The sequence below is a fragment of the Novipirellula artificiosorum genome (assembly GCF_007860135.1).
In the GTDB taxonomy this organism is placed as follows: domain Bacteria; phylum Planctomycetota; class Planctomycetia; order Pirellulales; family Pirellulaceae; genus Novipirellula_A; species Novipirellula_A artificiosorum.
Window position 1 is genome coordinate 72,702 of the sequence record NZ_SJPV01000013.1, and the last position, 13,584, is coordinate 86,285.

A 13,584-nucleotide genomic window follows, 5' to 3' on the forward strand; every position below is an offset into this window, starting at 1 on the left:
AAACGATACCGTGCGGCGGATTTTCTTGCTATATCAGTCGAGTTGTTGCGTAGGTTTACGAGGATTTCGCTACTATCGGTGTGATTCAAACTTGCGGAGTTCACTAGCATTCAGTTGATTTTGAAAACATCGCAATTCTCGCTCCGGCTGGCAGATAACTCGGTTGCCAGCAGATCTTACCGGCGGGGCTTGGTCCACGCGAAATCGCCAGCGCTGGCTGGCTTCATCGCATTCTTGAGGACTGCGTTTCACCCCATCAATTGGTCGGCTTGTCCCGCCGCTGCCCGCGACACGAAGCTCATCGACCGGAATCAATAGTCGGTTAAGGGTCTGAGACTTGCCTTAACCGATCTCCACGATTTGGCTTCTCCCTGCTGGAGGTTGCATCGTCCGCACGCAAATTGGCTGGGATCGTTCGCTGCAGTTCTTGCCAAATCTGGGACTTGATTGATGGATGTGTGCAGCCAAGCCGCGTCTTTGCAGCTGCGTTTTTATGGTGACGCCACCGATCATTCCGAGTAAATTGGCTTCGTACCGTGGAGTCTGTGGTTATGGACACTGTTCGCAGGGAGACTCACTCGACGTGTAGACCGCGAGTCGGACATGAAGGTCCGACGATCAATAGCACGAACCGATATAGAATCAAGGTGAAGGCGATGCTCGAGCAATCGCAACGACGCTATGAATTTAAGACCGCTGACTCGGCTTGCGAGCGGGCGGAGGTCAACCAACTTCTCTATCGGACATTCGTATTAGAGATTCCTCGGTACGATGATCCCGGCACAGACTCTCTTGTTGATAAATTTGATCACTGCAACATCTACTTCGTCGCTATTCATGACGGATGCGTGTGTGGCACCATGGCGGTTCATGACGGCCCTATCTTTTCCGCCGCTAGCGCAATTGCAAATCCAAGCGTACTCGCACAACTTAGCCGACCACTTCTAGAGGCGAGGATTTTCGCAGTGGATTCGAACCATCGATCTGGAGTTGTCTTCGCGGGGTTGGCATGCAGCGTCCATCAATACGCCATCTCGAATGGCTATGCCCACATTTTGATCTCCGGACTCGAACGGCGACAAGACATGTACGAGCGAATGGGATTTCGCTCGCTTGGGCCCCCGGTCGTTCGTGGGAACGACCGATTTGTCCCGATGTCATTGGATCTGGCGACCGTTCCAACTCAGGTTAAAAAGGACTTGAAGAGGTGGAGTACGATTCTGTAACGGCGAATCTTCTGATTTCGTCTGACAGAGCGCAAGGAGGACCAAGCTGTCGCCGTGCAGTCCGTGGCCGCCTGACAGCTGCCGCCGTAAACGAAGCAGGAGACTGAGCAGCCGCTCAGCCGCAACCGGTCACGATTGTCTCTGCTCGTTGCTTCATTTCGGCGAACTGTTCGCTGAATTCCTTGCACTTCGATTCCGCCAGGGCACTGCTGCACTTGGCTCGACCTGCCCCCTTCCCGGTGAACTCGAACCACAGGGAGCTCGGATCGTCTATCACACGCTTCCCGTCGTAATATATTCTTACTTCGGGATGGTTAGCCTCAAGGACCTCTCTTGGCAATTGGGCCCGCACATCATCGTCGGGAAGTTCCAACTCGGAGTCTGCTCTCGTGCCGTAGGGCCCCCAGATTGCTCCTTCAACGCCCTTGAGTATGACCTCGAGCAGTGCGTACTCGTTCGTTGCCAGATAGCTTCGATGGAGTTTGAGTTTCTTCAAGCCCTTCAGATTCATCGCTGGCAGCATGGCAGGGTATGGCGATTTGTTGATGATTTGCCAGAGCGAAAGCACTTCAAGGCCCTGCAACTCATCGAAGAACGTAAAGTCATCGATTGGCTGCTTCCAGTCCAACGTACCGCAAATGGATAGGTACTTGAGGCTCCCGATGCCTGAGAGTCCGGAGAAGCTTGAAACGCGACGTAGGTTCTCTACATGCAGCGCACGCAGCCGCCGTAGGTCGCCAAGGGGTGCTAAATCGGAAAAGCCCGAGACGTACTCCAGCACGAGTTCTTCGACCTGCGACATGTTGCGCAGAAAGTCGATCGTCTTCGGTCTAGCATGCGTGATCCTCAGACGTTTAACCGACGTAAGCTCGCCGATAGCATGCAGTTGCTCACGGGTGGGCTCGTGTAAGGTCAGTTCTTCGAGATTCGGTAGTGTAAAGACAGTTTTCCAATTCTCATCGCCTTTCCCAATCGTGACGATTGTGACCTCGGGGCTGTTAGAAGGCACGTCTCCGATACGGAAGGCATACCGATCTCGGTTCGGCACGATCGTCCAATAGTCAGCGTTTCGATCGAGAAGATCTCCGAAATGATGTTTCATGTTCGACAAGTGTACGCGGTTCTGCCCAACGCCACTCCGAACGGAGCAAACAACGTCGCGCAACCAAGCACCATTGTGACACACCGACAGCCGGAAGTGAATCCGAAAGGGTCCGCCGCATGGATGCGGCAGCTCAGCGAGCGTTGATGCGAATACCGCGGCGACGAGGCACTCCGAAGTGAATACAGGCCGATTGCTCGCCGCTGACCTTGGCCCACCCGAAGAAAAAGGAAAACCAGAATGGGGAAGCTCACTGGCATTCTACGCTGCCATGGCAGACTTGATGCCGATCGAATCGAGGCCGGATCCGAGGTATCCGCTCCGCTTGTATGGCGGTTCCTCCGATCGGCCCACGTGACTTTGATAATTTGGTCGATTCGATCGACGAGCGAGGCTTATTGCACCCAATACAAATTAACGCGAAGGGGGGGGGCTTATAGACGGTCGGTGCCGACTGCTGGCTTGTCATTTACTGGGTATCACCCTCGATCGGGAGCAGATCGTCGTGACTACCGCCGACGCTGAAGCGGTCGCGGAATCCAATGTCGCTCGCCGTCACCTTACCAAGGATCAAAAGCTGATGTACGCCGTCCGACGTTTGGAGGAAGCGCAAAAACGTGCCCATAAACGAAAGCAGACCGAGGCGGCAGAAGAACATAAAAACCAAGAGCAGGCGTCCGTCACTGAATCCGTGACGAACCGAGGCCAGGAAAAGCGTTCGCCGCGTACGATCGAGATTGTTGCAAAAGAACAAGCCGTGCCACGAGATAAGTTGGCGGTAGCAAACAAGCTCGCAAAGTCCAATCCGGAAGTCGCCGCGGCAGTGGAGCAAGGGAAAGTGTCGCTCGCAGAGGCTACAGAGAAAACTGGCATCACACCAAAGAAGAAAGCTGGTAGGAAGCCAAAAAGGTCGGTCAACACCAAACCCAACGCGGCTCGAGAATCAATAGAAGAAGGCGTTCAGTCGCTGGGTGAGCCTTTCGCCGATAAGCACACTTCGATCATTGATCGACCCGACGGCATCCGCATCATCGAGTGCAGCAGCGTGATCATCTACTATCACCCAGAACTCAAGCCGCAAGTGCTTCTCTACACCGATCAGAACAACTGGTGGGTTGGGTCAACGAGCGACGAAAACCATGAGATGGTTGAAAACCGAACCGCCGCCGAGGAGGTCGCCATGCGAAAGATTCAATTCGAACTAGATCGAGAACTGCCAGCCCAAAACACGTCTTTGGCTTCATCACCAACTACATGATAATTCAGCATATCCTTACTCAGGACGGGCGCTGGGCATTTGCGTACCGCCCAAGAGCACTTCATCCATCAGTCACTTTGCCTGAGCCGATCCACCAGGAACAACACAAATGAGTTACAGCGATCAATCGATTGTTAGCATCTTTGACAACCCCGACTTCCAACGGAAACAACAGAAATGCGAAGCTGACCGACGCCGAAAGCTGGCAGCAACTTCAAACAGCGACCAACTGCGGGAGTTCCTCGAACGCTGTAACCGCCGGGGAAGTCCCTACCGCGCGGGGAGGAATCAATTTCCAGGACCTCTTGCGCTCCGGCAGGCACGATGAATGTTTGAAAATTTAGCAGAGTGAAATCAGGTTACCGAATACAAGGAATTCGAAAGCACCGTTATTTACGGTCATTCTTGCTGTAGACGCGAGGTTGCATCCGAATGCACCCGAGTTCCTATGCCAGCTTCTCATCAATAAACGTGATTTTGAGCAGGCAAACGGTTTGCCGCATCGATTCGGAAGAATTTCTTTCCGCCGACGCGCGCCGATGGCCAAACCGGCCTACACTGCGCGCGTCTGCAAGACGAGAATCCCGGGTGTTCAAGGTGGTTGCCCTCACTACACGACATTCATTCGAGGTCAATTCCGACGAACGTCCCGATGACGCTGCCGCCCAGCCGAGCGTTATACAATCGACGGTCCGATCAATATCGCTGCCCGCTGCCAATTCGATTACGTCGCCGCGGGTGGGAGAAACCTGGGAAGCGGGCGCGAAGCACGATCTGAACGGCAGGCCAACCCCTTTGCCGCCACAGCAACAGAATTGATCACGCACTGAAAATTGAAAAGTACTGAATACAGGGAGAGTGATTGTGTCCAAACAAAGTCAGCTCATTCGCCAGACGGCCTCAGCCTTGCTGGTTTGCGGTCTCATCACCAGCCTGTTGCCCGATTTGGCCATCGCGCAGAACCCGTCCAGGAGTGCAGTCGCGATTGTTCCGCTCGATGGGCCGGTGCTGGCCGGCAAGCCCGTGACGTTCAAACTTAATGGCAATCCGAGCAACCCTTAGTTCCTTGGAATCAAGTGTTCTTCCATAGCCGCGGTCACGGGATCGCGTCGTTTCAGGATGGATTCAATCTTGGATCGGGTTTGGGAATGGGAAGTCGTCATACTGGTGGCACCCGCTTTGCGAAACTTGACGAACAGCTTGTCAAAGTTCTTGAACTTGCCGAGGCAGGAAACCAAGATTGGCCCCGTATAGCCTTCACCACGAATGGCCTTGCACAGATGCCTCGCCTGGGCGAAGCCCCCTTTGGGAAGCAATACAATCACGACCGCCGACGGTTCGCGACGCGCAATCTCTTGCCCCACTGCTTGAGGCAAAATCTCGTCGTCGACACTGTCGAGTTGATAGAGCCCCGCGCCCCCGATCCGCAGAAGATTCAAAACCAGAGTTTCACTGAAGTGATGCGACGTGCATCCAATGACCACCGAGATGATCCGATCTCGCAAATCCTCGCGGTGGATCAGCATGAACATCGCAAACACACTGACCAAACCGGCGGTTGCAAGTGGCCCTAGAATGGCTCCAGCCGTTGTCGCCCAAGATGCAAGAGGAAGATCGTCCTTCACCTCTTTGACGTACAATGGTCCCTTGGCGGTCGTGCCATCATGCGGAGCGTCCTCGACATTTCCCGATGGACTTGGCAGCATTTTCTCTCAGAAGGTTGACTTGGCTGGCGCATCTTCCTGACGACTCCCGAACAGGAGAGAGATTATATCGAAAACGTCAGCCTGCGTGGCCTCGACGGTCGCTGAATCATCGACTACTCGGACCGAGAGAGAGCAAACGGCGAAGGAAAGGTGATTTGGACACAAGATGATCGACGAGTTCGGATTCAAAGCCACCGTCAACGAGACCATTATCTACGACTTTAATGCGACACTATTGCACCTGATGGGACTCGATCATGAACGTCTGACGTACTACCACAACGGGCTTGAACGCAGACTTACCAACGTACATGGCCATGTTGTCCGCGATGTACTGGCGTAAGCACCATGTCAACACGATGAGAGAATATAAGAATATAGAAGTGAGCTAAACCGTAAAAACATCGGATCCCTCGCGACACTCGCGAGCAGAGAACGATTCGGCGTATGGCTCCAGCAGCAAGTCGATTCCCAGTTCTCTTGAGTGTCAGCATTACGGTGATGGGATTCGGATGTCGAACTCGATCGACTCTCCTTCCTTGAGAGACTCCGAGCGTCCATTCGCGATGCCGGCCGATGATTGCAGAATCGCTGGATCACCCGAGCTTGAGATGCTATCGATCGTTTTGGCATTCGGCATGCGCAGAACGACGTCTTGGTCGCATTCGCTGGTAAGCCGAAGCGTCAGACGGCCGACCGCAAGATCCCAAGCCAGGTGATTGATCGTGATGCGTCCGCGGGCCTTAATGCCGCGAATTTCGCCGCGTGGCCAAGCTTTCGGTAGGGCGGGCAAGAGATCCAATGCGCCGGGCCGCGATTGCAGAATCATGCGGTGGATGATCTCCGGCATGGCGCCGTTGGCATCGCAGTTAAAGATACGCCCATCCGGTTCATGAGAGCACATCATGCTGGCGTACATCGACTGGCCGGTGGCCATCGCTTCCAATCGCCCGTAGGCTTCCTCGGGCATTCGCAGGAACGCTGCGGCGAGGCCCATATGGACGCGACCGTGCGACGAAACCTCGCCTCCGGAGTGGATGCGTCGTCGCAGAGCCTCCTGGGCGGCTGCCCAAAGTTCTGGCGTCTGAGCGGGATCAAGGTCATCGATTGCTTCGTAGCAGGCGTGCAAGTGGGAGAGGTGACGGTGTTGATAACGCTCCGGTCCACCATCCGGAATCCACTCGGCAAGAGCCCCGTCGTCGTTGATCCGGTACTCCGGAAGCCCTGCCAGCATGGCTTCCCATTTTGGAACGTCGGACTGCTCGATATCCAGCACGTTGCATGCGGTGATCAGGTTTTTCAAAACATCTTTACAGATCATCACGTCCATCGTCGCGGAGATGCCGGCGCCAGTCTCTGGCGAATACGATGGAATAAATTCAAAGCGTCCGGTAGTCGGATCGAGGATCATATAATTCTCGTAGAATGAAGCAATTTCCTTCAACAGCGGGACCGTGCGTTCTCGCAAGAACGTCTCGTCACCCGTGAACAACCAGTGGTCGTAGAAAAAGTGGGCGAGCCAACCGCATCCGCCCGTCCAGAATACTCCAGGCCATTTCCCCCAGTGCAGTAGCAACGCCGTGTTGGAGGCTCGTGCGTTGGTCAGATAGCCTGGAGATCCATAAGTTCGTTGCGCATTCAGACTCCATTCCGGGTAAAAGTCCTCAATCATGCGGAAGTATCCCGGCATCAGTTCGCCCAGGTCGGCAGTGTAAGCGTGCTTCATGGCCAACTGAAGATTCGTGTCGAGTGTAAAATCTCCCGACCAAGCCGGACGCCAAGTGCCTGTCCAGATTCCCTGGAGGTTAGGAGGCAGCTCTCCAGCGCAGCAGATAAACATGTAGCGACCGCCATCGTAAATCCTTTCGGCTAGCGCCGCCGGTATTCGCTTCTCGCCACTGGCGATGGATAGTAACTCCTCGCTGGTCTTCATCCGGTCCTCGCCACCACCAAGATCAATTGAAACGCGATCAAACAGGTCGCCATGCTGCTTTTGATGAGGAACAAAAAGCGCGTCGTAGTCGGTCTCGAGCCCCTCGAGTGATCGCACGATCTGCGGGAGCAATGCGGTGGCTTCTTCCGAGGTCCGGTAGGGGACAACCGATGTCTCGCTCAATGCGGGGGTGGGATCAAAGTGGCCAAGGCGATTCTCGAAATCGGGATTCTCGGCCGAATACGCCCAGGCATCGCTCGCCTGCGTTGGAAGCGGGGTTTTCCAGGGGACGATCCTGACGAGCAGAAGAACTTCATTTGCAGCGGTGATGCGAACGCGTTCATCAACCACCTCGGCCTGGCCACCATCGACCGTCAACCGAACGGCGACATCGAATCCGCCTTTGCCACGTGCGTAGATGTTATGAAACGTGACCGAGTTCGCTGCCATCGTACGGTTGGAAACGATCAAATCGGGGTCGACCCCAGCTCGCCACCCCTTATCGCCAATGGGCGTCTTCTCGACAGGGGCAGGAGTCGGGAATTCCAAATCACAGGAAAGCTGTCCCACAGAATCGGACAAAAGCGACAAGGCGATCACGTTGTCTGGCCGTGAAACGAACAAGCGGCGGCGGAAACTCCCGCGATCATCTTTCCAACGAACCGCGACCTCGCCGGTTTGAAAATTTTCGGTGCGCAGGTAGTCACGCACACTGCCCTCCGATCGTTGCCTGACATGGACGAAGAGGCCGGGATGAAAAGGATCCGTGTTAATGATGCCTGGAAAACCTTGGTCTGCGGCCTTGCTCATCAAAAACGACATCGCGGCGTCGCTGCCGTTGTCTCGGTAAATCCGCCGGAGTTCGGGCAGGTGGGCGGATAGATCCGGAACCTTTTCGTAGCTGCCCAGTGGAAGAAACAGTCGGCAATGGTTGGCAATCAACGTTTCGTTTTCAGGGTTTCCCAGCAGCATCGCCCCCATACGGCCGTTGCCTGTCACGAATGCTTCTTCCCAACGGACGGCAGCAGTCGAACTGACCGCGCCCTTATCGGGCAACGCATCCGCTGCTGTGAGGCTGGTGATCGACACAGACCAGAGCATCAAAACCGATATTAATAGCCCCACAAAATGATGCATTCTCATTTGCTGTAACCTACTCAAGAAGTTTGTACGATATACTGGTCCAACGATGTGCAACTACCTGCACTCCATGCCCAAGTATGATCGTTCTCACCCATCCAAGTAAGTCCCACCTATGAAGCGTCGTGATTTCTTACTCTCTACTGGAGTCGCATCCGGGGTACTGAGCTCTCCGTTCTCATTCACCCGTGTTTTATATGCTCAGCAACCCCATTCCTCCATTGAATGGACAAAGCCGGAGCCTTCTCGACTTTTTTCTTCGGTCCGTTGCGATGGTCAATCGCTGGTTGCCGCGAACAATGGCATGCTGCTAGCAGCCTCTTGCAGGCTAGGGAACACTGCGGATGCTCTCGCGATTCATTTGCAAAACGATCGTGACCAGGGAATCAGCGGCCCGCTCAACGCTCAGCTCAGTCATCAACTTCACCGCAGCGGTGCGAATCCGGGCGATGACGTGCTTTGTGCGACCCTGAAAATTCAGAACACGTCAAATCAGCCGCAACAAGTCGAGCTGTCGTTTGTCAGTAGCGCAGGCCCATCGCCTGAGGTCACGGAGCAGAATTTGTACCTCCCACTGAATGTCGCGGGTTTCACTCACGACAAGCGGTTTGCGTCACTTGGTATGGAGGATTTTCTTGGCGACTGCAATGTTGAATTGACGAAACAGAACCTCGACTGCCATTACCTCGAGCCAATGGCCAGTTGCCCCGGCCAACGAAAAACAAGAGCACTTCTGTTGGTTCCCGTTGTCGACATTTCAAGTCCATCAAGACCTTGGCGGATCGGCTTATTCACCGAGTCGGACAAGCCGATGCGATTCCGATCGACCGTAACGGACGACGGCAATCGAGTTTGGCAGATTGGCCGCGTTGCAACGGTTGGGCCAGGTGAAACAATCGAACAGTCATGCTGGTTGATGGTGCATTCCGGCGATGCATCGGTGGCCTGGAAGGCGTTTCACCAATTCGCTCATCATGATCCTTATCCGCCGATCGATTGGACCCAGGAGTTCAAAGTTCACTATTACGACTTTCTCTCTTCGGCGGGCGGGGAGCATGGCGTGCGGGGTGACGGCTATGATGCCGACATGAAACATTTCCGCGCGTTCCATGTTGGCATGGCAACGCAACATGGTTACTACCCCCATTTAGGCGATTTCATTCATCCCGATCGGAAGACGTGGCTTGCCATGCAGGGATCCGAGCATGGCCCTGCCACGATGTCGCTTGAAACCATGGCAAGACGAATCAAGGAAACACAGTCCACGGGGGCGAAGGCTGCGATCTACATGCATCTAACCTTGTTCGACGATGCGTCGACGCTATTCCCGGAACTACAAGCGTGTCGGCGTGTCGATCCCGATGGCAAGCCGATGAGATTCCCATGGAGTGGCCCCGATGTCCAAGGGCAGTGTTGGTGGATGTCAATCGCATCGCAGCAGTGGCGAGACCACCTACTTGAGCAGGCTCGCTGGATCATGGAGATCCTACAGCCGGACGCAATTTGCATGGACGAAACGTTCGCAGGCGTGGGATATGACGAAGCACCCGAGCGAACCGGCCCAATATCACCTCATGCAATCGGATTCTTCAAAGAGATGCACTCGCTGGTGCGTTCGTTCGGCGAAGACAAAGCAGTCTTCACCAGCGACTGTTCCAGGTCCGCGTTCTGCCTTTGGGCCGACGGCGATGTAGGCGACCACGCTTACGGTAGTTCGCTGGGCAATCCATTGTATCGACAAGAACCCGTCCGATACCTTGCCGCGCTCGGCAACAAGGCTTGGCGTCCTTGTGCATGGCATTTTCGCCATATGTGGGAGCCTCAAATGGACTTGGCCCGTCAAGTTGGCTCGGGGGTTGGCGTTTCGAATGGATGGATCGAGTATACCGGTTTGTATGATTTGCCAACGAAGGATAGAGACAAATTGATTCGTGATATTGAGTCACTACTCTAGACGAGCGATGACCGCATGAAACACTCAGGAAATTTCAACTAGTACAAGAACCGATTGCATGAACTGGTTAACCTCCCTTTATCGTTGAAGGTCTTGTCGGTGGTCAGTGGACACCGCTTTACAAAAGTCCCGTGATGCGGGGTGGCGACAACGCGATTGCGATCGATATAAAATTCCCCACCGGCATGGAGCAACTCCGCCTGAAAACCACGGATGGTGGCAACGACGCCAATTCGGATCACGCCACCTGGGCTGACGCCAAGTTCACGGAGTAGTTTTTCACATTGCCCCCCGCCTCAACATTGATTCGCTTGATGCCGTACGGCGACAGGCCTATCAGGAATTGGAACGCATCCTCGAGCAACATCGGGATGTACCGGTGACGGCGTTGGAGATTGATCCGATTCAAGCAGTGATCGATGTCGGCAAAACTATCGGGTTAAAACATCGCGTTGTGCCACGCGACGCGATACGGCAAAACATGATTTGGCAGTCGAGTGATCCGCATGTTGCAACGGTAGACAAGTTCGGTCATTAACGGCTTGTTGGGTTAGTGCTTTCGCGGTTGTTAGCTTTAGCAGCGATAGCTGCGGCAGCATTTCGCTGCGGACGAAAGTCTTTGTCTTTACCCACATCTTCGCGTGCTGGTACAGCAAAATGCTGATCCAGCTAAGCACAATTCTTCCGCTAGCTACAATCTTGGACTCACTGGGGGGCCGGGTTCGAGCGTCTTGCTCGCCATTGGCTTTTGGTTCGGAGTCAGCATAAACTTATCGAACTCGAAACCATCCTCTCGCATCGAGAACATGATCGTATGCAGGCTTGGTTCATCGATGTCACCGACTGATCCAAGACGGCACGATCATTAACCAAAACGAACTGGCTCATTACGGCCAGATCTCCACGACCCGCATGACGCAAATCATGTGGATGGACAATCTCGCCCCCGACATCCAAGAAGAAATTTTATTCCTGCCCAACACCGTCAAAGGCCGCGACCCCATCAAAGAAGCCGACATCCGCCCCATCGCCAAAACGCTCGACTGGAAAAAGCAACGCAAAATGTGGCGCGAGTTGAAAGCTGCCAATCCTGTTGACCAAGAGACAAAATCCGTCGACTGACTTCTGAATCAGTGCATCGTTGGGGATTGGGCTCGAGACATTAATATTGCGCGGAGGTCTAGTTGACCGACGTGATTATCAACAATTGGATCATCACCGAGGTCGATGCACCCGACGCGAGTTTGAGGGCTGCCATAGCGAGATCGCTAAAGCTGCGTCTCACACCGTTGCCGTCTTTGAGAATCTCGGCCATCCGATTGCCGCGACGCGCATCGACGCGGGCGTTTCAATGAAGTTTGATGAATCAATGTGATTCTTTTCTTCGCCACAAACTCAGCGGCAAATTACGTTGAACACCGGACACAAGACCTGACCCCGGCGAAGCCTCCCCCAGCAGCTTCTGGTGAGCCTCTTTGCTGTAATACTTATTCTCCGCTTCGACGCGGACCACAGATGGTACCGAATATGTATTCAGGCGGTTGGCCGCCAGCTCGCCATTCAGATTTGGATCAGCTATCCTTTGCATGACTACGGAAAAGACTGGGATCCCAGTCAGCTGTAGTTCCATCGAACCACTTGTTGGAGTCCAGGCTTTAGCCTGCAAGGACGGCCCGGGTACTCCAACGCAGGCTAAAGCCTGTACTCCAGCAATCATGTCAACTAGGAACTTCGAAAATGCGAAGTATCAACGCCCATCTGTTAGGGTTGCTTTTCGTTACCAGTTTCCTCTCGGAGACAACCTTCGCACAGGAAACTGCAACGAACGTCGTCGAGCCGACGTGGGAGTCGATGGCCGAACACTATCAAGTTCCCGAATGGTTCGTGGATGGAAAACTCGGTGTCTGGTTTCACTGGGGGATTTCATCGGCGATTGATGAGAATCGTCCCAATGATGGCTCGCATTACGGTCGCCGGATGTACGGGCCGAACGACGGCGAGACCGGAGGCCAACTGACGATGACCGAGACGTTGACCGAGTGGCATACCAAGCACTATGGCGATCCCGCCGATTTCGGGTATGAGAAGCTCGTTCCGCTGCTCAAGGCGGAGCGGTGGGATCCCGATGCGCTGGTGAAGTTCGTCAAGGACAACGGCGCGCGTTTAATCATGCCGGTGGCCACGCATCACGATAACTTCGACATGTATGATTCGTCGCATCCGTGGAACTCGGTCAAGATGGGGCCGCACCGGGACACGCTGCGGGAATGGAAGGATGCCGCCGCGAAGCAGGGACTTAAGTTTGGCGTATCGACGCACCTCTACTGGTCGCCGCGCTTTTTCAATACCGCGCGCAAATATCAGAAGGAGGGGACCCCGGAGTGGAAGCTTTTCAACATGGACTACGATCCGAAGACTTATTCGGCCCAGGATTCGTGGAACCAGCACTGGTATGACCGCTGTTGGGAATTGATCGAGAAGTACGATCCCGACATGTTCAACAACGATGCCCCGTTTCCAGATGAGCGGCGCGGCAAGGGGCTGGGTATCAAACTGTTTTCGTCGTACATCAACCGAGACTTAGAAGAAAATAGCGGCAAGCAGACCGTCGTCTTTTCGTGCAAAAGCGGGAACCTCGACAAAGCCGCCTTCACCTACAATCTCGAGCGCGGCAGTGCCTCCGACATCCACCCCGAGCCGTGGATGTGGGCAACGGATCTGTCGGGGAACTGGTTCTACCGCAAGGGCGCCGTGAACCGCATGGCCGTCCCGGTGATGGTCGGAAACGCGGTCGATGCGATCAGCAAGAATGGCGTCGTCATGCTGAACATCGCGCTCAAGGGCGACGGCACGATTCCCGAGAACCAGCTCGCCTATCTGACCGCCTTTGGCGACTTCCTCAAGATCAACGGCGAAGGAATCTACGGCGCTCGCCCCTGGAAAATCTTTGGCGAAGGCCCGCTGAAGATGAAGGATGGCCGGCAAGGTGAAAACCACGAGCAGTTTTCTCAAGAGGACATCCGCTTTACCACGAAAGACGGCATGCTCTATGCCTTCGTACTAGCTCCGCCCACGACGGACATTGTGATCAAAACGCTCGCGACTGATGGAATACTCGATCAAGAGATTTCCACTATCGAACTGATGGGCAGCGATGAAGAACTCAAATGGAATCGAGGTGCTTCAGGGCTGACAATCCAGGTACCAAACACTCTGCCCAACACGGTGGTGAGCGGCTTCCGCATTACGTTGAAATAAGAGAAGA

Annotated in this window: 13 protein-coding genes and 1 pseudogene; 10 read left to right on the top strand and 4 right to left on the bottom strand. The window is 54.5% G+C overall.

Features of this window, described 5'->3' with window-relative positions:
* Nucleotides 1-656: 656 nt before the first annotated feature.
* On the top strand, nucleotides 657-1,226 hold the full coding sequence (locus Poly41_RS26910; protein ID WP_390621496.1) for an N-acyl amino acid synthase FeeM domain-containing protein: 570 nt from the start codon (nucleotides 657-659) through the stop codon (nucleotides 1,224-1,226).
* A gap of 115 nt (nucleotides 1,227-1,341) precedes the next feature.
* Here Poly41_RS26910 and Poly41_RS26915 read toward each other — a convergent pair whose 3' ends face one another.
* Nucleotides 1,342-2,328 (bottom strand): leucine-rich repeat domain-containing protein, encoded by a 987-nt coding sequence (locus tag Poly41_RS26915; RefSeq protein ID WP_146530466.1) that lies wholly within the window; start codon nucleotides 2,326-2,328, stop codon nucleotides 1,342-1,344.
* Nucleotides 2,329-2,506: 178 nt separating this feature from the next.
* Here Poly41_RS26915 and Poly41_RS26920 point away from each other — a divergent pair, with 178 nt between their 5' ends.
* From Poly41_RS26920 to Poly41_RS26930, 3 genes are all read left to right on the top strand, one after another.
* Complete coding sequence (locus tag Poly41_RS26920) at nucleotides 2,507-2,686, top strand: hypothetical protein (protein WP_146530467.1); 180 nt, start codon at nucleotides 2,507-2,509, stop codon at nucleotides 2,684-2,686.
* Between the two features lie 147 nt (nucleotides 2,687-2,833).
* Entirely contained in the window at nucleotides 2,834-3,586 is a 753-nt protein-coding gene (locus tag Poly41_RS26925; RefSeq protein ID WP_146530468.1) for a hypothetical protein, read from the top strand.
* An 864-nt stretch (nucleotides 3,587-4,450) separates the two neighbouring features.
* Nucleotides 4,451-4,648, top strand: a complete 198-nt coding sequence (locus Poly41_RS26930) for a hypothetical protein (RefSeq protein WP_146530469.1) — start codon at nucleotides 4,451-4,453, stop codon at nucleotides 4,646-4,648.
* Here Poly41_RS26930 and Poly41_RS26935 read toward each other — a convergent pair.
* Nucleotides 4,645-5,292 (bottom strand): hypothetical protein, encoded by a 648-nt coding sequence (locus Poly41_RS26935; protein ID WP_197231666.1) that lies wholly within the window; start codon nucleotides 5,290-5,292, stop codon nucleotides 4,645-4,647. The two genes, Poly41_RS26930 and Poly41_RS26935, sit on opposite strands and share 4 nt — an antisense overlap.
* A gap of 169 nt (nucleotides 5,293-5,461) precedes the next feature.
* Between Poly41_RS26935 and Poly41_RS26940 the strand changes: the two are divergent.
* Nucleotides 5,462-5,635 (top strand): annotated as a pseudogene (locus tag Poly41_RS26940) (DUF1501 domain-containing protein); the annotation flags it as partial.
* 150 nt (nucleotides 5,636-5,785) lie between these two features.
* On the opposite strand, the gene Poly41_RS26945 reads toward Poly41_RS26940, so the two are convergent.
* Nucleotides 5,786-8,368 (bottom strand): glycosyl hydrolase family 95 catalytic domain-containing protein, encoded by a 2,583-nt coding sequence (locus Poly41_RS26945; protein WP_146530470.1) that lies wholly within the window; start codon nucleotides 8,366-8,368, stop codon nucleotides 5,786-5,788.
* 301 nt (nucleotides 8,369-8,669) lie between these two features.
* On the opposite strand from Poly41_RS26945, the gene Poly41_RS26950 reads away from it, so the two are divergent.
* The 4 genes from Poly41_RS26950 (at nucleotide 8,670) to Poly41_RS26965 (ending at nucleotide 11,441) form a co-directional block, all read left to right on the top strand.
* Nucleotides 8,670-10,319, top strand: coding sequence for a hypothetical protein (locus Poly41_RS26950; RefSeq protein WP_231615979.1), 1,650 nt, complete (start codon nucleotides 8,670-8,672; stop codon nucleotides 10,317-10,319).
* Nucleotides 10,320-10,399: 80 nt separating this feature from the next.
* Nucleotides 10,400-10,594: an NPCBM/NEW2 domain-containing protein gene (locus Poly41_RS26955; protein WP_261344918.1), complete on the top strand. Its 195-nt coding sequence runs from the start codon at nucleotides 10,400-10,402 to the stop codon at nucleotides 10,592-10,594.
* A 68-nt stretch (nucleotides 10,595-10,662) separates the two neighbouring features.
* Nucleotides 10,663-10,857 carry an Ig-like domain-containing protein gene (locus Poly41_RS26960; protein ID WP_197231667.1) on the top strand — a complete coding sequence of 65 codons (195 nt, stop codon included), beginning with the start codon at nucleotides 10,663-10,665 and terminating at the stop codon, nucleotides 10,855-10,857.
* A gap of 392 nt (nucleotides 10,858-11,249) precedes the next feature.
* On the top strand, nucleotides 11,250-11,441 hold the full coding sequence (locus Poly41_RS26965; protein WP_146530474.1) for a hypothetical protein: 192 nt from the start codon (nucleotides 11,250-11,252) through the stop codon (nucleotides 11,439-11,441).
* Between the two features lie 244 nt (nucleotides 11,442-11,685).
* On the opposite strand, the gene Poly41_RS26970 is transcribed toward Poly41_RS26965, so the two are convergent.
* Nucleotides 11,686-11,949, bottom strand: coding sequence for a hypothetical protein (locus tag Poly41_RS26970; protein ID WP_146530475.1), 264 nt, complete (start codon nucleotides 11,947-11,949; stop codon nucleotides 11,686-11,688).
* Nucleotides 11,950-12,056: 107 nt separating this feature from the next.
* On the opposite strand from Poly41_RS26970, the gene Poly41_RS26975 reads away from it, so the two are divergent.
* Nucleotides 12,057-13,577, top strand: coding sequence for an alpha-L-fucosidase (locus Poly41_RS26975; RefSeq protein ID WP_146530476.1), 1,521 nt, complete (start codon nucleotides 12,057-12,059; stop codon nucleotides 13,575-13,577).
* The last annotated feature ends 7 nt before the right edge of the window (nucleotides 13,578-13,584 follow it).